Source organism: Scytonema sp. PRP1 (genome assembly GCF_036697665.2).
Lineage (GTDB): Bacteria > Cyanobacteriota > Cyanobacteriia > Cyanobacteriales > Nostocaceae > Kalymmatonema > Kalymmatonema gypsitolerans.
Genome location: NZ_JBAHYJ020000084.1, coordinates 309,560 through 334,668, shown reverse-complemented (window position 1 = coordinate 334,668; position 25,109 = coordinate 309,560). Strand labels below are relative to the sequence as shown.

Below are 25,109 nucleotides of genomic sequence, written 5' to 3'. Positions count from 1 at the left end.
AGCTTACCCACAGATGCCCATTCACATTTACAGGTATCCTTCTCCTGCTTCTGTCAAGGGATAAGGCTGTCTTTTATGAGGCAGTGCGCCCTTGGAGGTTACTCCGAGTGTGCGCTCCTGCCATCCCACAGGCACGCCTTGTGGGAGCTAGACGCTCTTACACTATTGAGTACTTTCTCAAGTATTGGTCGCAGTTGCTTAGCTTGCTTTTCGCCAATTTTAATCAACTACAGTTGATTATAGAAAAGGGAATGGCGAATGATCAAGTCTCTCCCTAGTCTGGCGGTTGACTAGCAACTACCAAATGTCAAATCTCAAAACGACTAAGCGCACCCCCACTGACAGCTACTTCCATTCATCCTACATTGATTTGGTAGCAGTTGATAAGATGAAACGAATATTTCATCCTATCAATCCCTGTTAATCATTGTGATTATGTTAAAATCATTATTATATCTTACTTGTGAATTCTAGCAATAGGGGGTGTGACCACCAAAGTAGTAGCACAAAAACGGCAACCCCCAAATAAGCAGGACGGAAAAATTCCTGCCATACGATACATTGACGACCGTCAAGAACAGCTGCAAAAGGCATGATAGAAGTGCGCTGTTTGACTTGAACAAAAGCTTCCCCATAGCGATCGCTCAAACGGCGATCGCCATGCCAAACGCCAAATAAATGGTGTAACACTAACCCGATTGAAGTGACAAGGGTAAAACTCGTACCCAGCCAAAGGGTATGAGCAATACACCAAATAATCTGTCCTACCATTTGTGGATGGCGGGTGATGCGAATAATTCCTGTTTCGTAGAGATGGACTTCGGGCTTTTGGATAGCAGCAATTTCTAGTAGATTGAAAGTAGCAGGATACAAAAACAAAAACGAAATAGCCGACAGCACCCAAACGAATTGCTGCACTCCCGGTACATTTTGGACATACCAAAGTTGCAAACCATCGTAGCGGTGGTTAAAAAAGTAAATAATTAAGTAAACAGCCACGGGCAGGCTGGTTAGTGCAAAGAAAATGCGGTAAAGCCTAGAACCAATATGTTTTTCTGCCCAAGGGCGCAGAAAAGCACCTCCACTATGGACAATTGCAAAACCAAATAGTAGTCCCAGCATGACAAAATGACTAAGGGTTAACCAAGCCGGCTGCATCATATACGCAAATGAAGTAATTTAAAGGAAACTTAATTTAGTACAACGAATACCACAAACTATGTAAAAAAATCTCTGGCAGGATATCCTGTTCCCAAGCAGTCTGTGCGTTAGATGAACACCAGTTGCTCATCTTTATCAGCATTATCAGCACCATAAAATAATATCACCTGATGAAAAAGCTACCGTCTGATGTGAAGCAAGTTCTCAGTGCTAAAGAGAAGTTGATTGCGACTTCAAAAAAGCAAAATTGGTTACAGGAAGTCCAGCGTGCTAACCAAATTTGTCTCAATGAGACTTCGTGGCTGGCATGTCAGAACAGTAAACTGTCCTGGGATATTAGGTTACAAAAATCCCTAGAACTTATCAAATAACAATTGGAGGTAAGTCAGTGGGTGAAATTAAACATAAAATGCGCTCTTGGTTTGTAGGTAGCGCTAAAGCGCTCAAGGCAATCATTTTAAGGGCTAAAGCCCTTACTACAAACTTTCGTTTATTTACACCTACCTACTTATCATACAAAACAAGCCGTGCTGCTAAAAAAACGCTGCAGCAAAAAGGGACTCCCTATGTTCAACTCAGATTAATGGCGCTTTCCCCAAGAGGTAAACAATTTACTGCTGATATCAATGACCATATCACGAAACAAATTGTAACTTTCAACAACCTGAACCAACTGGAATTGACTTTATATTTGCGTATTTTCCCTTATTATATCAGTCAAAAAATATATAATAACAGGGTGCAGAGGATAGGGAACAGGGGACAGCACTGTCATCTGTTCCCTGTTCTCTATCACCTGAAGCGGCGAAAAGCAAATGTCTCTCAGTCCAAATGGTCGTATGCTGAATTAGATGGCTTCATCCACTCTGTTGTCATGAATAATTCTTCAGTCATAAGAGTAGATGCTGACGCATTAGGCGAAGAAAAAAACAGCAAAGCTGAGGTGTTGATCGTCAAGCCCCCTCGTTTACACGTGGTAAAACGCTCGTGCTGTTTTTCTAAGCCGGAACCTCGTGACTATTGCAATCAGTTGCATCCCTGTTGCGGACATACAAATAAACACAACTGTCCAAACCAAGGATTGACGATTGGCTGTAGTAGAAGTCGTGGATTTGAGTTATATGCAGATTTGGTTGGAGGGCGAAATGTCGCAATGAGAACGTTGTTACTCCGGCAAGACGGTCGTAATACGGGGCTTCTTGTAACAGCCTACCCCCCTAAATCCCTAATTCAGGGGAACAACACCATTGTCTCTCCTTTTAGGGCAGACAAGAGCGGGGTGCGTCGGATGCGTGAAACCAGAACCCAAAAGCTTTCAAGCTTTTTAAAACCAAGGTGGAATTTAAACACAATTCCCCTCAAAATTCACTCACGATGGCTGGAAAGTAGAAAAGAAGACTTTAGTCAAGATGATATGCTAGTGTCTTTTTCGAGTAAAGCCTCCAAATTTAACAAGCAATAAATCACGATCTGCCAGAAGGCTCATTACGCTGGTTTGTTCAAGACTGCCGCTCCTCTCAAAGTTTGTGGGTTTAGCCTTATGTCTGACCTTCCTTTCACTTTAGATCAGTTACGTATTCTCAAAGCGATCGCCCAAGAAGGGAGCTTCAAGCGCGCCGCTGATAGCCTGTACGTTTCGCAACCTGCCGTTAGCTTGCAAGTGCAAAACCTAGAACGGCAACTAGATGTCCCGTTATTTGACCGAGGAGGACGTCGTGCCCAATTAACCGAAGCCGGACATCTACTTCTGAGCTACGGTGAAAAAATCCTCAGTCTGTGTCAGGAAACCTGTCGCGCGATTGAGGATCTACAAAATCTCCAAGGCGGGACTTTGATTGTTGGCGCTTCTCAAACCACCGGCACTTATCTTTTACCCCGGATGATTGGGATGTTCCGACAAAAATATCCAGATGTGGCGGTGCAATTGCACGTCCACTCTACCCGCAGAACCGCTTGGAGTGTCGCTAACGGACAGGTGGATTTGGCAATAATTGGCGGCGAAATTCCCGGTGATCTGGTGGAATCTTTGGAAATTGTTCCATACGCCGAGGATGAACTGGCACTGATTGTACCTGTAGCTCATCCCTTTGCCAAACTTGAAACGATTCACAGAGAAGACCTATATAAATTACAATTCATAGCTCTCGATTCTCAATCTACTATCCGCAAGGTCATTGACCAAGTGCTATCACGCTGTGACATTGATACGCGACGTTTTAAAATCGAAATGGAACTAAATTCCATAGAAGCCATTAAAAATGCCGTACAATCCGGTTTGGGGGCAGCCTTTGTCTCGACCTCGGCAATTGCTAAAGAGTTACAAATGGGGGTGCTGCACTGTTCTCCGATTGAAGGTGTCATAGTCAAGCGGATGCTGAGGCTGATTTTTAATCCTAATCGCTACAGATCCAAGGCAGCAGAAGCATTTAGTCGGGAAATTCTACCCCAGTTTGCTACACCTGGATGGAGTATAGAAGTGTTAAAAACGTCACACAAACCCATAGCGGTCAGTGCATTCGATCTAGGAGCGCATAATTCTCACGATGATTAAGATGTAGTCATTAGTCATTAGTGAGTCCAGTGAGTCATCGGAGGGTTTCCCTCCGCAGGCAACTGGCGTTCACCGTTCGGCAAAGCCGTGGCGTTAGCCATAGGTGTGCCTAAGGCATACCCGTAAGGGTCATTAGTCATTGGTCAAGGGCTATTGACTATTGACCATTGACTATAGACTATGGACTAGGAACTCTTGACGAATCATGGAAGTTTATTGCACTCGTCCACATTGCCCTCGCCCGCAAAACAATTTTCCAGATTTAGATGATCATGCGACCTTGAGAACGGTGCAGCAAAAATACTGCACAACTTGTGGAATGCCGCTGATTTTGGTGGGACGCTATCTACCAACAAGGCTACTGGGACGAGGCGGATTTGGAGCAGCGTTTTTGGCACGCGATCGCTATACCCCAGGAATGCGCCAATGCGTGGTTAAGCAATTTCAACCAGCAGGCAATTTAAGTCCTACTCAACTGCAACTGGCACAAGATTTATTTGAGCGAGAAGCAGTCGTTCTAGAGGAGATAGGGCACCTACACGAGCAAATCCCCGACTTGTTTGCTTACTTTCCCGTGATCGTTCCTAGCTTCCAAGCGGTACAGCAAGACCAGTTTTTTTATTTAGTACAGGAATATATTGACGGACAAGATCTAGAGCAAGAGTTAGCCCAAAAGGGCAAGTATTCAGAACAAGAAGTTTTGGAAATCTTGCGAGAAATTCTCAAGCTCCTCAAGTTTGTTCACGAAAAAGGCATTATCCACAGAGACATCAAACCTTCTAACATTATGCGCCATCGTAACGGCAAACTTTACTTGCTAGATTTTGGCGCAGTCAAACAAGTTACAAACGCTCCCATTGGTGCATCTGGTGCTTCTACTGGTATATATTCTATGGGATTTGCTCCGCCCGAACAAATGTCCGGAGGTCAAGTCTTCCCATCTACAGACTTGTACGCTTTGGCTGTCACAACCCTGATGTTACTAACGGGCGAAACACAGATAACTCAACTGTTCGATGGGTATAGTAACCAATGGAAGTGGCGGGCTCATGTGACTGTCAGCACGCACCTTGCTGGTATTCTAGACAAAATGCTCCTAAGCGCAGCCAATCAACGTTATCAGTCAGCGCAGGAAGTTTTAGAGGCAATCGAGGCACCTCAAAAACCTGTACCTTCTACAAAAATTAATCGTCGTCAACCTGCTGTCACTCCACAGCCACAGCAAATACAGACTCAACCGCAAGTTCAAAAACCATCTCCTCCCACTGCGCCTGCAAATCAATATTCTCTTATAAAAGTATTAACGAGAGCAGGATTTAGTGGGTTTGAAGGAGCATTGATTGCGATTGGTCTTTTGACTTTGCTGAAATCGCCAATCATTACCCTGGCTGCTTCTTCTGTCATTTTATTAGGGTTGATTATTGCCCAATGGAAGCACTGGATTGGAGGATCTGATTTGTTCATTTTTCCTGCAATCACATTGCCGATTGTCCTATTCTTTTTACGTGGCAGTCTTAGCATCCAAGAAGTCGTTATTTTGTCTATTGCAGCTGCTTTAGTGGCGATCGCAGTCACAGCACTGTTTCGTCTGATTTACAAATTGTTATCCTTGATACTTTAAACAGAGGAACTCACGGTTAGTGACTGGGAATATTCCAATCTCAAAGCCTTGACTACCAGCGCTGTGCAACTTGATATTTATTTTTGCCAACATATTTTTTTAAATAATTATTGTAAAAAAAAGCTTAACCAGGCTACCAAGCACAGGCAAGCTTAGATAAATTGCTGACCGCTACTTTAACGCAAGGTTAATAAATTTAACTGAAGGTTAAAGGCAGTAATGACACAAGCATCGAGTGGTTTGCAAATATATTTAGTACATAATCCGAAATACTGCCACTTGAGTTTGTAGTTTAAGTTTGTTGCATTTGTACTAAACGCAGATGCATTCAAAGAAAAGCTTATAAGTTGAAGCAAGACTTATGGAAATTTGGTAGTATCTCTAGAAGAGAAAAAATTTTTTCCTCTACAAGCAATGCTGGCATAATTCAATTTTGACCATCGAAAGTAAGCTAGCTTATCCAGAAACAACGCTTTTGTATAATCAATAGTTCGTAACTAATTACAAATTACTTTGTTCAAGCAAGCAAATATATTTCTGGAATCAAACATGAATAATTATAATTTTGAAATAACTTTTACTTTCTAATAGTATTAATACAAATAATAAAAAAAGTAACAAAATATGAAATTCTCAAAAATATAAATAGCCAGAATTAATTTATTTTAATAAAAAAATAGCTATGATGTCACAAAAAAACGAAACTGCAGTTTTGGTTCTAACTCTGGTGATTACACTGGGATTAGTAGGTGCTGTTTATTGGTGGCTGAATCGTTCTGGTATTAACATAAGTTCTTTTAGCAACAATCAATCACAACAAGTTGGATCGAATCTTGAAAACTTTGCCCAAGTACCAGATATCCCCTCTGGCTTATTTAGCTATGGTGGTAGCACCACTTGGGCTCCAATCCGCAGAGAAGTTGATTCAGCTATTCAAACTGTCTTTCCTCAATTTCAACTACGCTACACTAACCCCACTTCCGGCGCACCTGGTTCAGGTAGTGGCATCAAAATGCTGTTAAAAAACCAATTGGCTTTTTCTCAGTCGTCGCGCTCAATTAAAGATGAGGAATACCAACAAGCGCAACAACGGGGCTTTACACTTAAAGAAATACCTGTAGCAATTGATGGTATTGCGATCGCGGTGAACCCCAGTCTCAACATCCCTGGTTTAACAGTTGCTCAAGTCAAAGAAATATACACAGGTAAAATTACTAACTGGCAGCAAGTAGGCGGTCCCAATCTACCGATAATACCTTACTCTCGCCGTATAGAAGAAGGTGGCACCGTCGAATTTTTCGAGGATAACATTTTGGGGGGGTGAAAAGTTTGGGGAAAATGTGCAGTATATTCCTACGACAACCGAAGCGTTGAGAGAAGTAGCGAAAAATACTGCTGGTATGTACTATGCCTCTGCTCCTGAAGTTGTCGGACAATGTAGTGTTAAATCCCTACCATTGGGAAAAACAGCCGAGAAACTGGTTCCACCCTATCAGGAACCATTCGTTCCTCTTTCTGAGTGTTCGCAAAAGCGTAACCAACTCAATGCAGCTGCTTTCCAAAGTGATCAATACCCCATCACTCGACGGTTATTTGTGATTGTGAAACAAAATGGTCAAACAGACCAGCAAGCAGGAGAAGCTTACGCTAGGTTACTGCTGACAAATCAAGGTCAGGAATTAATTTCTAAAGCTGGATTTGTTAGAATTCGCTGATTGAGGAGAACTCAGCTTGGGCTAAAGTCGCCGCGTCGTTTCCCTAGGAAGGGCTGAAGTCTCTGAGTTTCCCACATCCCGCGTATTCCTATGAGTTCTGACGTAGATTGCACAAGTTGTTTCTTGGTCAAACAATTTGTGCAAGACATCTTGGGTGGTCAAGTTTTGCTTGCCTAACGTGGAAGCAAGTTCAACTACCACCCAAGCGTCGCAAAAAAGTGGCTGGTCGTCCTAGTAGCATCTACTACACTTTTGCCCCAGAGATTATTCCTCAATGTTCAATCCAGCCCTTGCCGTTGGGGCACAAACAAGGGCAATTCGTTGCTCCCTACCAAGAAGCTCTTGTCCTCCCTTATGAATTTCCTGGTAAACGAAACAAATTGAACATTAAGGCTTTCCAATCGGGAAAGTTGCCAATTATGTGCAATCTGTTTGTGGTGGTCAAACAGATTGGTTAAATCAAGCAGCAAGTAGGTGTCGGTGTCGTCAACTTACTGCGTTATCAGCAGGGATACCGAACTCATGACCCAAGTAGGGTTTATCAAAATTCGCTCTCCACTGCATCTGGTCTTGCTTTAGCTGACTCTGTTAATGGACTCTGCTGGCAAGCAAATGAGATTGTCGCCTTGAGTGAGGATTAATCCGCGTTGACGCAGTTTGCCCATCAAGCGGGTGACGGTGACACGGGTCGAACCGATCGCACTGCCAATTTGGGCATGGGTGAGGGGGAACGGCAGGCAATAACCGCGAATCACATCTGGATCGGTATCGCTCATTGCCGGCTCTCCATATTCCTCAATCAATAAGGTGAGGAATCCTAAGAGTCGGTCAATTGTGCGCCGTTGTCCTAAGGCGCTCAGCCACAGCAGCTTGCGCTGGTGCTGATACCTAAAGGCATCCATAACTTCGCGGCGGAAGTGAGGCCAGTTATCCAAATCGTGCCAGTACATCCACAGCACCGCAGTTTGATCAACGTGGGCGTAAGCCTGGAGTGTGAACGGTGACTGAGCAACAATTTCAAACGGTTGTCCCGCACCAACAAACCCTAAGAAAGCTTCTTCTGGAGTTCTGTTGATACGTCGAGATGTTAGCTGACTGGCAGTTGCACTAACCTGGGCGGTTCCCACCATGCGGATCGCACCCCTTTGCACCAAGTACAGCAATCCAGGTCGGGCTGGAATGCGCTCATCTTTGCTAAAGGTGCGGCAGCGGTAGTGTTCCTGAGCCCAATCAAGAATTCGTTGCCAAGTCAAAAAAGGACGTGATGCCTCAGAAAAGGAGGATGGAGATTGCATAGGTAACTAAGAGCGTTCGGCTGAAGACAAAGACGTCATAAAAAGGTGCAAGGAGTGCCTTTTTGTTGGCACTTCAGGCATTAAACCTAGCCGTGCCAGTCATCCAAAAGGTAGAAAGTTATGTTCTACTCTTTTGTTATACTTCTTACTGTACAATGATGGTAGTAAAATTTACCCCTTATTAATTAAATTTTGCACAATTCTAATTTTTCTTTTTGTAAATTAAACTTATATCCTAAGACAGATGACATAAAACCAACACCTTCAGACAACAGTGAGTTTACCTGAAAAGTCTCGGCATCAAAATTTACTGGTTAGTAAATACACCGCAATCAAGCAGTTAATATACAGCATTTTAGATACCAGTTTAAGTAATTATACTAAAAACAAACTGATAAGATGTACAAAATATAAAAATATTCCTCTATCTCAGGGTAGAGATGAGAAGAAAATTATTTATATTTCAGGCATAGCTTTGCAGCTGTCAAAATCTGAGAAATTTCCCGCGATGGAGATTGCCAATGGCATTGTTTCTCATATTTCAGCAAACTATGACCAAGATTTCAAAATTCAAGTCGTTTCCCCTGGCTGGATTCATTTGGAAGTGAGTCACCCGCTGTTGGCTGCTTGGCTGCAAAGCCTCGTTATTGAGGAAGCTGTTGAAGCTCTTGAAGCACGGGAAGCAGGGGGAGAAATTACTCCCATCACCCCCTCATCCTCCTTATTCACTGCTCAATACGCTCATGCACGCTGCTGCTCATTAGTGCGGTTGGCGATTCTTGAGGGATTGATCCAACAGGGGGAACCAAATCAAGACGATAGTGAAAGTTCTAAGCAAAGGCTTTTGTCAAGCATTCTTACCCCTAATCCTATTCCTTGGCTGAACTGTGATCAAAAACTCCGCTTCCATCACCCTGCTTCCTATCGCCTCATTAACGAGTTAGTACGAGTGGTAGACTCTTTGGCGTTTCCTAATTTGGGTGGCTCACTCAACTGGGAAAAAGCTGCGACCCCTTTAAGTCGAGCTTTTGAAACTTTCTGGTGTAAATGCCGGATTTTTGGCGAGGTGAAAACTGCCTCCCCAGAACTCGCTCAAGCCAGAATCGGTTTAGTCTTGGCTACACAGTCAGTCTTAAAATTTCTGCTGGAAGAAAAATTAGGTATTATTGCGCCTTATGAAGTATAAACAATAAAACCTACAAAAAATAAACTTTTTTTAACAACTATTGACTCGTCTAATTCAGCAATGTATATTATCTGGTGTGTGAGGAGCGAACCAGCAAGAGCACCGAGACGAAACACGGCCAGTCGTCGGTGCTCTTTCTGATTTTGTTAGCGCCATCAGGCGTGTATAGATTTGTTAGAGACGCGACGCCCTTCGGGTATGCCTGCGGCACGCCAAGGGCGAACGCCAGTTCCCTGGGCGCGGGAAACCCTCATTCGCCCTGCGGGCAGGCTACGCCAACAGGACGCTTACTCACCAGTCGCTGTGAGTTCGGGAGACCCTCCAAAGGGCGCTGGCTTGCCATCGCGCGTCTGTACATTTGTTCCTTGTTAAAAAGAACTACCAACCATTCAGGAAAGCAAGAATTTTTCAATAGCTGCTGCGGCTCCGTCTTGCTCAACGTCAGGAGCCACCCACTCGGCGATCGCTTGCACTGCTTCTGGTGCATTACCCATAGCGACACCAATGCCAGCATACTCTAACATTTCCACATCGTTGAAGTTATCGCCAATCGTCATGACGTTGGCTCTTTGCAGTCCCAGTAATTCTTCCGCTAAATAACGAACTCCAGCACCTTTGTTGACACTCGGGTTAGTCGCTTCAAAAAATGTGGCAACAGATGTGGTGAGATACAGTTCAGCAGGAGTGTATTGGCGGCGTAAATTTCCCAGCAACTGTTGAATAACATTTGTGTCGTCGCACAAAGCCAAAACTTTTGTGGGTTCGTTGCTGGTGACTTGGCGTAAGTCTCCCACAGCAATAGGGGTAATACCACTACGTTCTGCGTAAAGTGCAGTTTCTCTGGTTATCTCACGTACGTAGAGTTCGTCATTAATGTAAAAATGAACAGATAAGAGGGAACGCAATTCTGGTTGTTCAAAATAGTCTAGAAGCTTGTGTGCTAATTCTCGAGAAACCGGCAAATGGCGATGAATTTTTTGGTTGGCAGGGTCTTGAATCCAAGCTCCCTGGTAGGCTAACAATGGTAGATTAGAGGCAATTTCTTGATGAAAGGGCAAAGCTGAGCGATACATACGACCAGTGGCGATCGCCACCTGAACACCCCGGGAACGCGCCGCAGCAATTGCCTGCTTAACGGCTGTGGTGATAGTGTTAGATTTTCCGGCGATCGTCCCATCGATATCTACAACCAGCAGTTGAATATCAAGAGTAGATATATTCCCAATACCAGGTGATGCCAATTCTGTGGTAGACACTTTATGCATAACTGATGAGTGAATATTAAAGTCCCAGTAAGAGATTAACAGTCTATTAATCTGTTGAAAGTGGTAAGGGCGAAGACAGTTGACGAGTTAATGCTACCAAACGTATTAAACCATAGTTATATAGATATACAGCTTACAGTAGTGAAAGTGTGGGTAATAGCTCGTAGATCTTAGATAGTAAGAAAATCTTACCTACGAACTATTACTTACTACCGACTTACAAATTCTTTAAAACTATAAGATAAATAATTTTTATATTTATATTTTTTATAGAAAGAGAAAATGTGGGGTGTGATTTAGATCATTGATGTTGCAACGATTGTGCAATTCACTTAATGACAATGGGGAAATAGCTTTTTTCGGAAAACAGCATTATAAAAAGCTCAAATTTCATAATTTTGAAATAAAGAATCGGAAAATATAAAAATTCAACAAATTATGCTTTTAGATATAGTTACTTAATACAATACCAGGATATAACTTAGTTAATCAGCAAAATCACGCAATTTCAAATAGGTGATTGAGCTTATGGATCAGAGTATTTTACAATTTAAGACTAAAAAATAAAGGGTTTTAAGGTTTTTATGATCAAGAAAAAATTAACAGGACTCTTTGCTGCTGCGGCAGCTATCACAAGTGTATTTTCCGCTGTTGCTCCTGCAAGCGCCGCCACATTTAGCTGGGAGAATTTACAAACCTATGACGTCAAAGACAAATCGACTGATGATTCAGGGTTCCAATCTCGAATTCCCCAGTTCCAGCAATATGTACAACAAGAACGAATTGCAATTCCTGAAGACAAATTAAATAGACTAGATCCCTCGAGGCTGAGCCTGAAAAACGACAATAATATTCGCGTTTGGTTCCTAAATGAGGGTGCAGGCTACAAAAACCAGTTGGCTTTTGAAGCCATCAAAGGCTCTGAATACCAAAAAGGATTGGTTTTTGATAACATTTCCTGTAATAGCTCTGATAGCGCAAATTCAGCTTGTCAGCTTGGGGAAAATTCCGGTGTTTTAGATATTGGGGATTACGTTGATTTAGGTAGGATATCAGGTGGTTCACAACTCAATTTCTTCCTAAAAGCAGATGGATTTAATAATCCGAATGGCAATGTGTATGGCGGAGATCCAACTCAAAATCCAGACCAATTGGATCATATAGTGGCTTATGAAGTAGATGATTACCTGTTGTTGGGTTTTGAAGATTTATATGGACCAGAAGGTACGACAGGAGGTGTAAATGGGATTCAAGTCGCTGATCGCGACTTTAACGACGTAGTTTTCCTGGTTGATTTTGGTAGAGACAATATAACTACAGTTCCAGAACCAGCAAATGCGATCGCTCTTTTGGGTGTAGGAGCAGTTGGTATGCTGAAGCTGCGTCGCCGTCGCCAAAACCAAGGTAAAGAAACAGCTTAATTCTTTCTACAGGTCAGATTCGTAGTGGAAGTCCCTGGCTAAAATAGGTTTATGTCCCAAACAATACCTGTAAACCAGTTGGCTTCCGATTCCTTGACGACAACACGCCCCACATTCATCCTAGTAGATGGTCACTCCCTGGCATTTCGTTCGTACTTCGCTTTTGCAAAAGGAAGAGACGGCGGACTACGAACAAAGACGGGGATTCCTACAAGTGTGTGTTTTGGTTTTCTCAAATCCCTATTGGAAGTTATGGGAAGCCAACAGCCACAAGCAATGGCGATCGCCTTTGATTTAGGTTTGCCAACTTTCCGCCACGAAGCAGACGATACATATAAAGCAGATCGTCCAGGGACACCAGAAGACTTTGTTCCAGATTTGAAAAATCTGCAAGAGTTACTCGATGCTTTGAATCTGAAAATTGTCACTGCTCCTGGTTACGAAGCAGACGATGTGTTGGGAACTTTAGCACAAACTGCGACGGCTGCTGGATATCAAGTCAAAATTCTCACAGGCGATCGCGATTTATTTCAACTTGTTGACCCCGAAAAAGAAATCAGCGTTTTATATTTTAGTCCGGAAGCCCTAAAGGGTTCAAGAGCAAGCATTACCGAATTTGGACCAGAACAAGTTAAAGAAAAGCTTGGTGTTGCACCATCCCAAGTTGTTGACTACAAAGCTCTCTGCGGCGATAAGTCAGATAATATTCCTGGTGTCAAAGGAATTGGCGACAAAACAGCTGTACAGTTGCTCAATACTTATGGTTCGCTTGAGAAAATTTATGCTGCGTTGAGTGAAATCAAAGGCGCAACTCAGAAAAAATTAGAAGGTGGAAAAGAAGATGCACAAAAATCTCGTTACTTAGCGGCGATCGTCGTTGATGTTCCCCTAGAAGTTGATTTAAAAAATTGCATTCTCCAAGGCTTTGACACAAACAACCTCACACCCATTTTAGAAAAGCTAGAATTTAAGTCTTTTTTGGGCAAAATTAACGAACTTCAGCAACAGTTCGGTGGTACTGAGGAAACAGCACAAACTCAAACATCAGAACCACTTCCCACTCCCCACTTCCCACTCCCAAATAATAATGAGGATAATGATTTGTGGTTTTTTACTGCTGATGATACAGCAGCCCAACAGCAACCCGCTGCTTCTGCTATTAAACCACGCATCATTAATACCCCAGAACAACTCAGCGACTTGGTGAACCTGCTGCAAAAATTTACAAACCCACAAACGCCCGTTGCTTGGGATACTGAAACCAGCGATTTAGAACCACGGGACGCTTCGTTAGTGGGAATTGGCTGCTGCTGGGGAACAGAACCAGATGAAGTCGCTTACATACCCATTGGTCACAAACTAGGGGAAAATTTAAACAAAGACCTTGCACTACAAGCACTACGCCCAATTTTAGAAAGTGCTGATTATCCTAAGGCTTTGCAAAATGCCAAATTTGACCGCTTAGTTCTACGGTGTCAAGGAATCAAGCTGGCGGGAGTCGTATTTGATCCGATGCTAGCAAGTTATGTCCTTAATCCAGATAGTAACCATAATCTCAGCGACTTGGCTCTGCGTTACTTGGGTTTGACAGCGAAAAGTTATGCCGAATTAGTTCCAAAAGGCAAAACGATTGGCGATTTGGACATTCCCACCGTAGCAGATTACTGCGGCATGGATGCTTATAGCACATTCAAACTGGTGCCAAAATTGCGGGAGGAACTGGAGAAAAATCCAGTTTTGTATAAGCTAGTGCTGGAAGTGGAACAGCCGCTAGAACCAGTTTTAGCTCAAATGGAGTATACAGGCGTCCGCATAAATACAGCTTATCTGCAAGAACTGTCGCAGCAGTTAGAAGTAGATTTAGCCAAGTATGAACAGCAAGTTTACGGCATTGCTGGGGAGAAATTCAACTTGGGTTCCCCCAAACAATTGAGCCAGATATTGTTTGAAAAATTAAAATTAAGCACTAAGTCTTCCCGTAAAATTCAAACCGGTTATTCTACAGATGCTGCGACATTGGAAAAACTGCAAGAAGTCGATACAACTGGCGTTATTGATGCCATTATCGAGTATCGTACTCTTTCTAAATTGAAGTCCACTTATGTAGATTCTTTACCAAAGTTGGTGCGTCCCGATACTCAAAGAGTGCATACCGATTTTAACCAAACGGCGACATCCACAGGTAGGTTGTCTTCTTCCAATCCAAATTTACAAAATATCCCGATTCGCACTGCTTTTAGCCGCCAAATTCGTAAAGCATTTGTACCAGAACCAGGTTGGCTGTTAATCGCTGCTGATTATTCACAAGTTGAATTGCGGATTTTGGCTCATTTGAGTCAAGAGCCTGTTTTAGTAGAAGCTTATCAACAAAATGAAGACATTCATACCGTAACGGCGCGGTTAATTTTTGAAAAAGAAAATGTGACATCAGACGAGCGACGGTTAGCAAAAACCATCAACTTTGGTGTAATTTATGGAATGGGTTCCGTTAGGTTTTCACGCTCAACTGGTGTGGATAAAGCCGACGCCAGCGAGTTTATCAAGCGCTTTAACAACCGTTATCCCAAAGTATTTGAATATTTGGAGAAAGTGAAAAAGCAAGCGATCGCCCAAGGTTATGTAGAAACAATATTAGGGCGTCGTCGTTATTTCGAGTTTACTAGTAACAGCATACGCAAGTACAAAGGCAACAAACCAGAAGATGTTGATCTGAAAAAACTTGGTAATTTAGGTGCTTACGATGCAGGCTTATTGCGTGCTGCAGCCAATGCACCGATTCAAGGCTCCAGCGCTGATATTATCAAAATTGCCATGGTGAGGCTGCATGAAATTTTGCAGAATTACCAAGCGCGTCTTTTGTTACAAGTACATGACGAGTTGGTGTTTGAAGTTCCACCAAAAGAATGGGAAGAATTACAACCGCAAATTAAGTCAGTAATGGAAAGTGCGGTATCGTTGAGTGTACCGTTAGTTGTAGATGTGCGTGCAGGCGACAATTGGATGGAGACGAAGTAGGAAAGTCACAATAGGAATAACTAAAAGGATCTGAGCCGCCCAACTCCGTTATGGAAAGAAGAAAAAGACGAGTTTAGGAGACATAGTGCGATGAAAGAAGGCGTCCTTATTTAAATCCCCTAACGTTTCGGCTTCGCGAGGGCGTTAGCCCCGAGCGTAGCCGAGGGGCTAAATTTATTTATGGAGATGTATTCTGAGTTCTGCGTTCTGACAACTGAGTTCTTCTTACTTTTCTACTTCTTCTTATTTCAAATAAAAATTAAATACGTGCCTATCTGATTTATCTGTCAAATGCCTGTATTCTAAAGTTGAGAGAGGAGGGAAAAAGTAGGATTGGAATTGACTTAAGCTTTCACAAGTTTCTAGGGGAAATGGTTTTTTCTCAGGAACATCATCCCACCCTACGACAAGAACACCACCTTGACGTAAAGACTCGTAGCATCCCGAAAATGCTTCTTCTACGTCTTTTCTATCATTCAATCCCCAACCAAAAACTCCATTACAGAGAATTAAATCTAAATCGTTATCTTTGAAATGAAGCTTTAAATCACTCATAGAGCCAGTAATATGGTTTTTGGCTCCATAAATTTTTTTCATTGGATTAATATCAATTGTCCAGTATTCTTTTTTTTCAAACCATTTTTCATAGTGTTTTGTATAAGAACCACATCCTACAAATAGGACTTTAGCAAATTCTTTTCGCTCAACAAAATAGGGAATAATTTTTTGTTCCAATATGTAGCGATCGTGAGTTATGAGCGGCATTTCTCGACCTAAAACTGTGTAGGCAACGACTTTTAAGCCTCGCAAAATCATTTTCGGGTTAGTGACCATATGTAATTTTTAACACATATCTTTTTGCCAATACGTGTATTAAACAGGACAAACTTAAAGTTTAAGTTAATAAAAATTTAAATATGAGTAAAAACATGATTCTGCAAGTATGTCTTTACTAGTGGATGTATGTGCTGGTAAAAATAATTATTAAACCTCTTACACTTATTCATGAATCAATAGAGAAAAACGTACCAACGCAGTATTTCTCCTGATTTGTGAGTTTTGTGTTCTGTGTTCTCTCCCCTCACAAAAAATCGTTTTTTTCAAGAAGCCTATTAATCAAGACCGCACCAATTATTTCAGCGCCTTTGGTGAAACTGTACCCTCAAAACTCTTCATCAACAAAAAATTCGGTGTCGTCTGATTCAGAATTCCTTTCGTTGGAACCAGCAAGACCCCAAAGGGGTTGCAGCAGCGCCACGCCAATTATCCCTACGCCAGCACTGAAAGCTAGCACTAAACCTACTGGGATTTGAATCGACTGGAAGGTAAGAAATCTTAAAGATACTGGTTCAGCGTTTTGGACTGCGAGAATGGCTGTTCCCACCACCCATAAAGCCACAACTATCGATATCAGTAGATTAGCAACAGTTTTCATAAACGAGTTATTCTCCCTTGGGTTCTGGTATTCCTTCAAAAATAACACCACCTTAGGTGTGGAAAGTTTCTAACCTCAAGCCTTCCTGTTGCAAAACTTCATACAAGGAGACACTAGAGGTAGAACACACCTAATCCTTTCTATATGTAGCAAGGTATAGATAAATTCACGTTTTCTGGTTTCGGGTGAAACAAAGGTAGAAATTCAGCAACCAGAACTGCTTAATCAAAAAAGCGGATCTGATGCACTTTCATTAATTTGTCACAATAGTATCAGTCATTTATCGACTGGCTGAACCAGCATAGTCGGGGATATATTTAATCCCACAATATAGTGCTGGATTATGGTTTGGGGTGAACTTCAGCGCAGCAGCCTTCTTTAGGAGGTGATGGACGTTGTCAACAATAACTGGTGTGGGGTATCTGGGTTAGTAATTTTTACCGTCCAACCCAAGTCAGCTAGGACTTGGGCTACTGTGCGGGCAAACTGCAACGAGAAAGCGAGTATCGTAGACAACAAGAACTGCTTGCTGTTTTGTGTAAACTGTTTCAAGGTAATTTACAATCGCTCGTGTCACTTTTCGCTCCTTGGGGAAAGTGAGTTCATCAGCAATCATCCCTAGCCATTCATCGGTACTAAATTTCATTTTACCGGAATCCCTACTGACGCCGATTTTTGCCAATTTCTCTCCTAATCACCTAAACACTCCAAGCAAGTAGCTTTGCGCCAACTGAGTATAGAGATAATTATCCCCATCGTACTTTTTCTCACCGATTCTGAGCAATGTCAACCCCTCAGCAGCCCTTCGCCAGTTATCACCTTTGGTCTTTAGTTGCCCCAACCGCATGGCAACAACGCTGCCATTGCCAGATGAGAAGAGGTTTCATTAAAGCACGACAACACGAACCACAAGTCAAAGCGCTTTTGGCAAAAGCTACAGCATCACAGCGCATTGGTTTACTCGCACAAAAAGGCGTTTATGAATTTCATCACCACATCCATCTATTGAACCAATCCGATGGTGTAGAAAAAGTTGCACAGCTTTTAAAATTAAGCAACTCAACTGATGAAGTTAAGCAGCGCGTCCTGCAAATTTTGAAAAAATATCACGATGATCCCTTACTTTTAGGCAAACGCATCATTCTGTTAACTCGTGGGGATGAAGGTTTTCCCAAACCGATTTTGATTTCACAGCGACATTATTGCTTTCGCTTGTATGCCGTTATGGACTGTGTATTGATTGAGTCCGATAGCACTTTGCATATTATAGATTTTAAAACTGGTAAATCTGATTTTGACCGACGACAAGCATTAGTTTATTTGCTTGCCGCTCGTTATCTTTATCCTAGACATCAAGCGATCGCCTCATTTTATAATTTAGAAGTTTGTAAAAAATCCGAGATAATTAGCGTTACTCAGAGTGAATTAGACTCAATAGAATTTGAATTAGCTGAAATTGCCAGAAAGCATCAGGAAGATTTGCACAAATATCAAGAAAATAACAGTGAGTTTCACGAAATTTTTCGCCCCAATCCTGGTTCTCACTGCCGCTTTTGCCCATTTCACTCAATCTGTGAATTTTCTACTTTAAAAGTTTTTCCACCACAGCAAAATGAGAGAAAAAGATTATAACAATACAAAAAAAATGTAAACAAAAACATTTTTTTTATAAGTTTAGGTGAGATAGGGGTTTAGGGATGCGGGTTCGGGACTTAGGAGTCGTTTTCCTAATTCCCTACTCCTCTACACCCCGTCTTTACAAAGGCGGTAGTTCTTCGAGAATCGTAAACCGGATGTGATTAATTGCTAACTCCCCAATTGAGACATCTTCTTTGGTCAGCCGTAAACCCTTACTCGTCAAAGTTTCAAAGGTAATTCCTTTGCCAATTTCAATGTGATACCAGCATAAGCCCATAAAAAACCGTGTAGGATAAGGTCCATCATTGCCTATATCATCAGGATTTGATTCCATAGGCAACCAGCCAAAACCAGGTACGTAGAACTCCAACCAAACATGATTAAAGTCCGGTTGCAGGGGAACGTGCTGGTATTCGGCATACGGGGGACATTTGTAGCGACCTACCGTACGACAGGGAATGCCATTCAAACGGCATAAGGCAAGCAAAACGCCGACATACTCGCCACAGGAACCAACGCCCCGTTCTAAAACGATATCTGGGGTGTCAATGTGGGGTTTAATGCCATAGGACAACTCGTCGTAAGCATAATTACGGATGCTATACATTTTCCGCAGCAAATTGCTTTCAGTACCAACTGCTTCACGAGCAGCGCGACGGACAATGGTCGTATCCATTGCCAAATCGTCATCATCTACTAAGTAGCGGTCTTGAAATTCTGGTGATGGTTCGGAAATATTTTCCACATCTGCTGGGGTGAGGCGATACTTAATTCCCCGGACTTCCAAAACTGCTTTCCAACCAAAAATATGCCGTTCGCCTGGGGTAAGGGCATCAAATTTAAATACGGCAACACGTTGCCCTTCTATCACTTCTTCTATAAAAGGTAGACCAATGGATTCAACGTGTTTTACCTTTTGGCGATCAGTTTCGGATGGCAGGGCGATACGCCATTCTACCTCTGGTAAATACACCTCTTCTAATGGAGAAATTTCCTCTACATAAGACATTTCAATCAGATAGCCATTAGAGAGGGCGTAGCGTTTATCTGGATTGTAATGGTAATGTAGCGGGTGAATAAAAGTGCGATCGCGGTAAGATAGCTGATGACTCGGGTCAGCATTTGGGTTATCCCGGACATACGGCTCTTCTGAGGCATAGGCGATGTAAAGATTTTTCTCGCCCGTCTGGCTATTTTGATGTATTGCTATCCCCGAGGGAGAATCAAACGGCGTCAGCACGCTGAATTCAACTTGCCCAGTCGCCCTGTCAATGCTGTAGACAGTTTGCTCGGTGCGATCGCACACCCAAAGCGTCTCCTCGTCCACTGCCAAACTTTCCACCCCGACCCCAGGGGCATAAAATTTAGTAATTTGTTTTCGCGTATCGCGGTCAAAAATCAGAATGTCCCCCTGCTTTTCACAACTGACGTAGACAGTTGATTCCCAAACAGCAATGCCATCAGCCGGATAAGGCAAGGTGACAAAATGTTCTAAACCTAACGAACTCAGCTTGGACAAATAAACACTATTACCCCGAGTCACCCAAAGAGTATCCTCCCACACCGAAAGACCCGTTACATCCATAAATTCTCTGACTTGATGGGGATTGAGAATTTTGACGTTGTCAGAGTCAGGGTCAATTTCCAGCAGATGCCCTTTAACAGTATCAATAGCAATCAGTGTATCGTTGATGAAGGCAATGCCACAGAGGGCGGCAGCACTAAGGGGTCGAATTGTCCTTTTGCCAAACATTTGGCTGGTGGATGGAAAACTGGGGAGTGCAAAAGTCATATTAAACTTATTTAGTCAACGGTGTAGCACGCCTAGAATCGAATGCGGAATGTCTTGTGTGACAAAGTTCCTTACTTCTATTACTCATAATTATCAATATTTTGTGTGATGAACTTCCTCTTCAGTCGTAAGGACATCCATGTTATCCTCAGGAGGAAATTGGCAACCGTTAAGAATAACACCTGTACTGTACAGCTTATAGTTCAACCTAATGTAACTTGGTATTGATGGTTTTCTAGCCATTGCTAAATTATGATCGAATTTTGTAACCATTCCCTGTGACTTACACGATGTCTGCTCATTCTCTGCCTGAAAAAGCCGCCGCCGTTTGGCATAGTTTGGAAGTTGATAAATCACTGGAACTGCTCAAGACAAATGCAGAGACTGGCTTAACGCCCCAAGAAGTACAACAGCGGTTGCAAAAATATGGCCCCAACGAACTAGAAGAAACTGCTGGACGCAGCGCTTGGGAAATTTTGGTGGATCAGTTCAAGAACATTATGTTGTTGATGCTGATTGCCGTAGCCATAATTTCTGGGGTTTTAGACCTGTTAGCTTGGCAACAAGGCTCGTTGAAACCTGGGGAGTTGCCATTTAAAGACACAATCGCCATTTTAGCGATTGTTGTCCTCAACGGCATACTCGGTTATGTCCAAGAAAGCCGTGCCGAAAAAGCCTTGGCAGCCCTGAAAAAACTCTCCTCTCCCAACGTGCGCGTCATTCGCGACGGCAAACCAGTGGAGGTCGTAGCCAAGGATCTGGTGCCAGGAGATGTGATGCTGGTGGAAGCTGGGGTGCAGTTCGCCGCAGACGGACGCCTAATAGAAGAGTCTAACCTGCAAGTGCGAGAATCAGCACTGACTGGTGAAGCCGAAGCGGTTAACAAACGGGCAAAACTTATCTTGCCTGAAGAGACATCATTGGGCGATCGCATCAATTTGGTATTTCAAGGCACTGAAGTCGTCCAAGGACGAGCCAAGATTCTGGTAACCAATACTGGTATGCAAACAGAACTTGGCAAAATTGCCGCGATGTTGCAGGCGGTGGAAAGTGAACCCACTCCCTTGCAACAACGAATGAGCCAACTAGGCAACGTCCTAGTAACGGGTTCTTTGATTTTGGTGGCGATCGTCGTCGCGGGCGGTCTTTTGCGTGGCGGTAACTTACAAGAACTCTTGGAAGTTTCCTTAAGTATGGCGGTAGCTGTGGTGCCAGAAGGTTTACCCGCCGTAATTACCGTTACGCTGGCATTGGGAACCCAGCGGATGGTGCGTCAGAATGCCTTGATTCGCAAACTGCCAGCTGTGGAAACCCTCGGTTCTGTAACCACCATTTGTTCCGATAAAACCGGCACCTTAACTCAAAACAAGATGGTGGTGCAGTCAGTTTACACGAACAACAGCGCTTTTCGTGTGACTGGAGAAGGTTACGCCCCTAAAGGGGATTTTCAGTTGGATAGTCAAACAATTTCCATAGACCAGTATCCAGAAATCCAAACTTTATTAGTTGCCTGTGCTTTGTGTAATGACTCGTTTTTACAACAGCAACAGGGGCAATGGACGATTTTGGGCGACCCGACAGAAGGCGCACTAGTGACGCTAGCGGCGAAAGGAGGAATAGAAAAAGACCAGTGGGACAGCAAGCTGCCCCGCGTCAGCGAGTTCCCGTTCTCCTCGGAACGCAAGCGGATGAGCGTAATTTGTAAGGTTGAGCAAGTCCAGACAGGTGTATCGCCGTTGACATCGGTAGACCCTGTGATTAGCAACTTACTGCAATCTGAAAGTTACTTAATGTTCACCAAAGGATCGCCAGAGCTAACTTTGGAACGTTGTACTCACAATTACGTAGGCACGAACTCAGTGCCGTTGAAGGATGAGCAACGCCGTCAAATTTTAGCAGAAAATGAAAGAATGGCGAGTAAAGGTTTGCGGGTACTGGGTTTTGCCTACAAACCCCTCAGCGAAATCCCAGCGGAAGGGTCAGATGAGGCATCCGAGCAAGGATTGGTATGGCTGGGGTTGGTAGGAATGCTCGATGCACCCCGCCCAGAGGTGAGAGCAGCAGTGCAAGAATGTCGAGACGCGGGAATTCGACCAGTCATGATCACTGGTGACCACCAACTAACAGCACGAGCGATCGCTACCGATTTAGGAATTGCTAAAGAAGATGACCGTGTCCTTATAGGTCAAGAATTGCAGCGGATGAGCGATCAAGACCTAGAGCAACAGGTTGACTTGGTGAGCATCTACGCTAGGGTTGCCCCGGAACATAAACTGCGAATTGTTCAAGCACTGCAACGCCGAGGTAGATTTGTCGCCATGACAGGTGACGGCGTCAACGATGCCCCCGCCCTCAAACAAGCTGACATTGGCATCGCAATGGGTATCACAGGCACCGATGTGAGCAAGGAAGCCAGTGACATGGTGTTACTTGATGACAACTTTGCTACTATTGTCTCTGCCACCAAGGAAGGTAGAGTTGTTTTCACCAACATCCGCCGCTTTATCAAATACATTCTTGGTAGTAATATTGGCGAAGTTATCACAATTGCCGCTGCACCAATTATCGGGCTGGGAGGCGTTCCCCTTAGCCCCTTGCAAATTCTTTGGATGAACTTGGTGACAGACGGTTTACCAGCGCTGGCATTAGCTGTAGAACCTCCTGAACCCGACGTGATGAAACGTCCGCCCTTTAGCCCTCGCGAAAGTATTTTTGCTAGGGGATTGGGTTCTTATATGATTCGCATTGGCATTGTCTTTGCGATTATCTCAATTGCTTTGATGTGGTGGGCTTATAACTATACCAATGCACCTGGGTATCAGGGCGATCGCGAAGCTTGGAAGACAATGGTATTTACTACCCTATGTCTCGCCCAAATGGGGCATGCTATAGCCATTCGCTCGAATACCCGATTGACTATAGAAATGAATCCCTTCTCAAATCCCTATGTACTGGGAGCTGTGGTCGTTACGACAATCTTACAGTTGATGCTCGTTTACGTGCCGCCTTTGCGTGCTTTCTTTGGTACCCACTGGCTGAGTCCAACTGAGTTGGGTATTTGCTTTGGCTTTAGTGCCTTGATGTTTGTGTGGATTGAAATGGAGAAGTTATTCTTACGGTTGATGGGTAAAAAACCTGTATAAAGCGGGAATTTTCACTTGTATTAAAGACATTTCTTGTGGAGTGGGCATCTTGCCCGCCCTTATTACAAGAAAATTAAGGGTAGCAGCCTACTCATCCCCTTATGTACCTGAAAACCCTTGACCTCCGACAATTTCGCAACTACAAAGAGCAGCAAGTTGAGTTTACTGCTCCTAAAACAATATTGGTGGGCAATAATGCTCAAGGAAAGTCCAATTTGTTGGAGGCGGTGGAATTGCTAGCGACATTGCGATCGCATAGAATGGCACGCGATCGCGATTTAGTTCGGGAAGGGGAAGCGACATCTCAAATTCATGCCACTTTAGAACGGCAAACTGGCATCAGCGATCTCACCTTAACTCTCCGTCGAAATGGTCGCCGCACTGTTGCTTTAAATAGTGAAACTTTGCGGCGTCAGATGGACTTTCTCGGTGTCCTCAATGCCGTGCAGTTTTCCAGCTTGGATTTGGATTTGGTGCGCGGTGGTCCTGAAGGTCGCCGCAACTGGCTAGATACTCTGTTAATCCAACTCGAACCCGTATATGCTCACATATTACAGCAGTATCACCAGGTTTTACGACAGCGCAATGCTTTTTTGAAACACAATGTAGAGACGCGCCACCTCTCGTCTCTACAATCTGAACTGGCTGTGTGGGATGCACAATTGGCTAGCACGGGTACACGAGTGATTAGACGACGTGATCGCGCTATACAACGACTAGCCCCTATTGCCAGTGCTTGGCACGCTAGTATTAGTGGCAGTACAGAAATTCTAGAACTCAAGTACTCCCCCAATATCTCTTTAGAGTATAATCATCCAGAACAAATACAGCAGGCTTTTTTAGACAAAATACAGCTGCGTGCTGTTGCCGAGTTACACCAAGGAACGACGCTTGTCGGTCCCCATCGCGACGAAATAGAATTGACGATTAATCAAACACCTGCTCGTCAATACGGTTCTCAAGGTCAGCAGCGAACTTTAGTACTAGCGTTAAAATTAGCAGAATTGCAACTCATAGAAGAAGTTGTTGGAGAACCACCCCTGCTACTGCTTGATGATGTCTTAGCTGAACTAGATCCATCCCGACAAAATCAGTTGCTTGATACAATTCAAGACCGCTTTCAAACCTTAATTACTACCACACATTTGGGTTCTTTTGATTCCCAATGGCTGAATTCCTCTCAAATTCTTTTTGTTAAAGCTGGAGAAATCTCGCTCATGAGTTATTAGTTATTGAACAAGGCAGAAGGCAGAACACCATTGCTGTATCTATGGTTCCTAGCTGCCGAGTACTTTTTTAGCTTTGAAATCGTTTAAAAACATTTAGAACTAAAAAAGACAACAACGCACCTATTAATCCTAGCTGCCACCAACCACATCCAGCAGCAATTCCCAAAGCAGCACAAACCCAAATGGCTGCAGCCGAGGTGAGTCCGTGAATTTTAGTTCGCGCTGATTCTTGGGAAGATTCACGTAGAATTTCCCCTGCACCAAGAAATCCCACACCAGCTGCAATGCCCTGAATCACTCGTGAGATAGCATCGGCATTCGGTTGGTCTGTACCTGCTGCTAGGGATATGAGAGTGAACAAGGCTGCACCAAAACTCACGAGCATATGAGTTCTCAAACCAGCGGGTTTGTGTCTAATTTCGCGTTCTATGCCAATAATTGCGCCAATGAGCAAAGCAAGGCACAATCTAAAAGTGATGTTCAACCAATCATTCGGCGCAATGTAGTAAATGCTAGGCAATGCTTGATCCTTGTCAATTCCTGATCGAGATATAATATACAATCACTGGTGTTTCTAATGGTAATATCCTGATAGGTATCTTTTGCATTGAAAACTCCTTTATTACCATCGTTGTATTTTCT

At 43.4% G+C, this 25,109-nt stretch carries 20 protein-coding genes and 2 pseudogenes; 13 read left to right on the top strand and 9 right to left on the bottom strand.

Annotation, left to right across the window (positions count from 1 at the left end):
• Window positions 1-450 precede the first annotated feature (450 nt).
• Window positions 451-1,161 carry an NnrU family protein gene (locus tag V5G28_RS20815; protein ID WP_332988062.1) on the bottom strand — a complete coding sequence of 237 codons (711 nt, stop codon included), beginning with the start codon at window positions 1,159-1,161 and terminating at the stop codon, window positions 451-453.
• 170 nt (window positions 1,162-1,331) lie between these two features.
• Between V5G28_RS20815 and V5G28_RS20810 the strand changes: the two genes are divergently transcribed.
• The 3 genes from V5G28_RS20810 (at window position 1,332) to V5G28_RS20800 (ending at window position 3,712) form a co-directional block, all read left to right on the top strand.
• Window positions 1,332-1,532 (top strand): hypothetical protein, encoded by a 201-nt coding sequence (locus tag V5G28_RS20810; protein WP_336231274.1) that lies wholly within the window; start codon window positions 1,332-1,334, stop codon window positions 1,530-1,532.
• Between the two features lie 17 nt (window positions 1,533-1,549).
• A complete protein-coding gene (locus V5G28_RS20805; RefSeq protein ID WP_332988061.1) occupies window positions 1,550-2,623 on the top strand; it encodes a hypothetical protein in 1,074 nt (357 codons plus the stop codon).
• A gap of 78 nt (window positions 2,624-2,701) precedes the next feature.
• Complete coding sequence (locus tag V5G28_RS20800) at window positions 2,702-3,712, top strand: LysR family transcriptional regulator (RefSeq protein WP_332988060.1); 1,011 nt, start codon at window positions 2,702-2,704, stop codon at window positions 3,710-3,712.
• A gap of 17 nt (window positions 3,713-3,729) precedes the next feature.
• Here the strand turns inward: V5G28_RS20800 and V5G28_RS20795 are convergent, their stop codons facing one another.
• A complete protein-coding gene (locus tag V5G28_RS20795; protein ID WP_332988059.1) occupies window positions 3,730-3,852 on the bottom strand; it encodes a hypothetical protein in 123 nt (40 codons plus the stop codon).
• 65 nt (window positions 3,853-3,917) lie between these two features.
• Here V5G28_RS20795 and V5G28_RS20790 point away from each other — a divergent pair, with 65 nt between their 5' ends.
• The 3 genes and pseudogenes from V5G28_RS20790 to V5G28_RS20780 all read left to right on the top strand — a co-directional run.
• Window positions 3,918-5,333: a serine/threonine-protein kinase gene (locus V5G28_RS20790; RefSeq protein WP_332988058.1), complete on the top strand. Its 1,416-nt coding sequence runs from the start codon at window positions 3,918-3,920 to the stop codon at window positions 5,331-5,333.
• A 685-nt stretch (window positions 5,334-6,018) separates the two neighbouring features.
• Window positions 6,019-7,048, top strand: a pseudogene (locus V5G28_RS20785) (PstS family phosphate ABC transporter substrate-binding protein).
• A gap of 126 nt (window positions 7,049-7,174) precedes the next feature.
• A pseudogene (locus tag V5G28_RS20780) lies at window positions 7,175-7,627 on the top strand (phosphate ABC transporter substrate-binding protein); the annotation flags it as partial.
• Here V5G28_RS20780 and V5G28_RS20775 read toward each other — a convergent pair.
• Window positions 7,624-8,343, bottom strand: coding sequence for a Crp/Fnr family transcriptional regulator (locus V5G28_RS20775; protein ID WP_073633008.1), 720 nt, complete (start codon window positions 8,341-8,343; stop codon window positions 7,624-7,626). The pseudogene V5G28_RS20780 and the gene V5G28_RS20775 sit on opposite strands and share 4 nt — an antisense overlap.
• Window positions 8,344-8,617: 274 nt before the next feature.
• On the opposite strand from V5G28_RS20775, the gene V5G28_RS20770 reads away from it, so the two are divergent.
• Entirely contained in the window at window positions 8,618-9,529 is a 912-nt protein-coding gene (locus tag V5G28_RS20770; protein ID WP_332988057.1) for a glutamate acetyltransferase, read from the top strand.
• Between the two features lie 171 nt (window positions 9,530-9,700).
• Window positions 9,701-9,901: a hypothetical protein gene (locus V5G28_RS20765; RefSeq protein WP_332988056.1), complete on the top strand. Its 201-nt coding sequence runs from the start codon at window positions 9,701-9,703 to the stop codon at window positions 9,899-9,901.
• A gap of 17 nt (window positions 9,902-9,918) precedes the next feature.
• Here the strand turns inward: V5G28_RS20765 and V5G28_RS20760 are convergent, their stop codons facing one another.
• Window positions 9,919-10,794: a Cof-type HAD-IIB family hydrolase gene (locus V5G28_RS20760; protein ID WP_332988054.1), complete on the bottom strand. Its 876-nt coding sequence runs from the start codon at window positions 10,792-10,794 to the stop codon at window positions 9,919-9,921.
• Between the two features lie 584 nt (window positions 10,795-11,378).
• Between V5G28_RS20760 and V5G28_RS20755 the strand changes: the two genes are divergently transcribed.
• Window positions 11,379-12,215 (top strand): DUF4114 domain-containing protein, encoded by an 837-nt coding sequence (locus V5G28_RS20755; protein ID WP_332988053.1) that lies wholly within the window; start codon window positions 11,379-11,381, stop codon window positions 12,213-12,215.
• A 51-nt stretch (window positions 12,216-12,266) separates the two neighbouring features.
• A complete protein-coding gene (gene polA, locus V5G28_RS20750; RefSeq protein ID WP_332988052.1) occupies window positions 12,267-15,230 on the top strand; it encodes a DNA polymerase I in 2,964 nt (987 codons plus the stop codon).
• A 243-nt stretch (window positions 15,231-15,473) separates the two neighbouring features.
• Here the strand turns inward: polA and V5G28_RS20745 are convergent, their stop codons facing one another.
• From V5G28_RS20745 to V5G28_RS20735, 3 genes are all read right to left on the bottom strand, one after another.
• Window positions 15,474-16,064 carry a class I SAM-dependent methyltransferase gene (locus tag V5G28_RS20745; protein WP_332988051.1) on the bottom strand — a complete coding sequence of 197 codons (591 nt, stop codon included), beginning with the start codon at window positions 16,062-16,064 and terminating at the stop codon, window positions 15,474-15,476.
• Window positions 16,065-16,392: 328 nt separating this feature from the next.
• Window positions 16,393-16,665 (bottom strand): lipopolysaccharide assembly protein LapA domain-containing protein, encoded by a 273-nt coding sequence (locus V5G28_RS20740; protein ID WP_096567443.1) that lies wholly within the window; start codon window positions 16,663-16,665, stop codon window positions 16,393-16,395.
• A gap of 454 nt (window positions 16,666-17,119) precedes the next feature.
• A complete protein-coding gene (locus V5G28_RS20735) occupies window positions 17,120-17,311 on the bottom strand; it encodes a hypothetical protein (protein ID WP_332988050.1) in 192 nt (63 codons plus the stop codon).
• A 137-nt stretch (window positions 17,312-17,448) separates the two neighbouring features.
• On the opposite strand from V5G28_RS20735, the gene V5G28_RS20730 reads away from it, so the two are divergent.
• On the top strand, window positions 17,449-18,297 hold the full coding sequence (locus V5G28_RS20730; protein WP_332988049.1) for a PD-(D/E)XK nuclease family protein: 849 nt from the start codon (window positions 17,449-17,451) through the stop codon (window positions 18,295-18,297).
• A 124-nt stretch (window positions 18,298-18,421) separates the two neighbouring features.
• On the opposite strand, the gene V5G28_RS20725 is transcribed toward V5G28_RS20730, so the two are convergent.
• On the bottom strand, window positions 18,422-20,095 hold the full coding sequence (locus tag V5G28_RS20725) for a transglutaminase domain-containing protein (RefSeq protein WP_332988048.1): 1,674 nt from the start codon (window positions 20,093-20,095) through the stop codon (window positions 18,422-18,424).
• Between the two features lie 290 nt (window positions 20,096-20,385).
• On the opposite strand from V5G28_RS20725, the gene V5G28_RS20720 reads away from it, so the two are divergent.
• Together V5G28_RS20720 and recF are read left to right on the top strand one after the other, a co-directional pair.
• The gene (locus V5G28_RS20720; protein WP_332988144.1) at window positions 20,386-23,238 is read left to right on the top strand and encodes a cation-translocating P-type ATPase; all 2,853 of its coding nucleotides are present in this window, start codon (window positions 20,386-20,388) and stop codon (window positions 23,236-23,238) included.
• Between the two features lie 101 nt (window positions 23,239-23,339).
• A complete protein-coding gene (recF, locus tag V5G28_RS20715; RefSeq protein ID WP_332988047.1) occupies window positions 23,340-24,467 on the top strand; it encodes a DNA replication/repair protein RecF in 1,128 nt (375 codons plus the stop codon).
• 67 nt (window positions 24,468-24,534) lie between these two features.
• Here recF and V5G28_RS20710 read toward each other — a convergent pair whose 3' ends face one another.
• Window positions 24,535-24,987 carry an MgtC/SapB family protein gene (locus V5G28_RS20710; RefSeq protein WP_332988045.1) on the bottom strand — a complete coding sequence of 151 codons (453 nt, stop codon included), beginning with the start codon at window positions 24,985-24,987 and terminating at the stop codon, window positions 24,535-24,537.
• Window positions 24,988-25,109 lie beyond the last annotated feature (122 nt).

Bases quoted from the DNA above. Each gene is read 5' to 3' on its own strand.
- V5G28_RS20815 (WP_332988062.1), bottom strand. From the start codon at position 1,161: ATGATGCAGCCGGCTTGGTTAACCCTTAGTCATTTTGTCATGCTGGGA.
- V5G28_RS20810 (WP_336231274.1), top strand. From the start codon at position 1,332: ATGAAAAAGCTACCGTCTGATGTGAAGCAAGTTCTCAGTGCTAAAGAG.
- V5G28_RS20800 (WP_332988060.1), top strand. From the start codon at position 2,702: ATGTCTGACCTTCCTTTCACTTTAGATCAGTTACGTATTCTCAAAGCG.
- V5G28_RS20795 (WP_332988059.1), bottom strand. From the start codon at position 3,852: ATGACTAATGACCCTTACGGGTATGCCTTAGGCACACCTATGGCTAAC.
- V5G28_RS20790 (WP_332988058.1), top strand. From the start codon at position 3,918: ATGGAAGTTTATTGCACTCGTCCACATTGCCCTCGCCCGCAAAACAAT.
- V5G28_RS20775 (WP_073633008.1), bottom strand. From the start codon at position 8,343: ATGCAATCTCCATCCTCCTTTTCTGAGGCATCACGTCCTTTTTTGACT.
- V5G28_RS20760 (WP_332988054.1), bottom strand. From the start codon at position 10,794: ATGCATAAAGTGTCTACCACAGAATTGGCATCACCTGGTATTGGGAAT.
- V5G28_RS20755 (WP_332988053.1), top strand. From the start codon at position 11,379: ATGATCAAGAAAAAATTAACAGGACTCTTTGCTGCTGCGGCAGCTATC.
- polA (WP_332988052.1), top strand. From the start codon at position 12,267: ATGTCCCAAACAATACCTGTAAACCAGTTGGCTTCCGATTCCTTGACG.
- V5G28_RS20745 (WP_332988051.1), bottom strand. From the start codon at position 16,064: ATGGTCACTAACCCGAAAATGATTTTGCGAGGCTTAAAAGTCGTTGCC.
- V5G28_RS20740 (WP_096567443.1), bottom strand. From the start codon at position 16,665: ATGAAAACTGTTGCTAATCTACTGATATCGATAGTTGTGGCTTTATGG.
- V5G28_RS20735 (WP_332988050.1), bottom strand. From the start codon at position 17,311: ATGAAATTTAGTACCGATGAATGGCTAGGGATGATTGCTGATGAACTC.
- V5G28_RS20730 (WP_332988049.1), top strand. From the start codon at position 17,449: ATGTCAACCCCTCAGCAGCCCTTCGCCAGTTATCACCTTTGGTCTTTA.
- V5G28_RS20725 (WP_332988048.1), bottom strand. From the start codon at position 20,095: ATGACTTTTGCACTCCCCAGTTTTCCATCCACCAGCCAAATGTTTGGC.
- V5G28_RS20720 (WP_332988144.1), top strand. From the start codon at position 20,386: ATGTCTGCTCATTCTCTGCCTGAAAAAGCCGCCGCCGTTTGGCATAGT.
- recF (WP_332988047.1), top strand. From the start codon at position 23,340: ATGTACCTGAAAACCCTTGACCTCCGACAATTTCGCAACTACAAAGAG.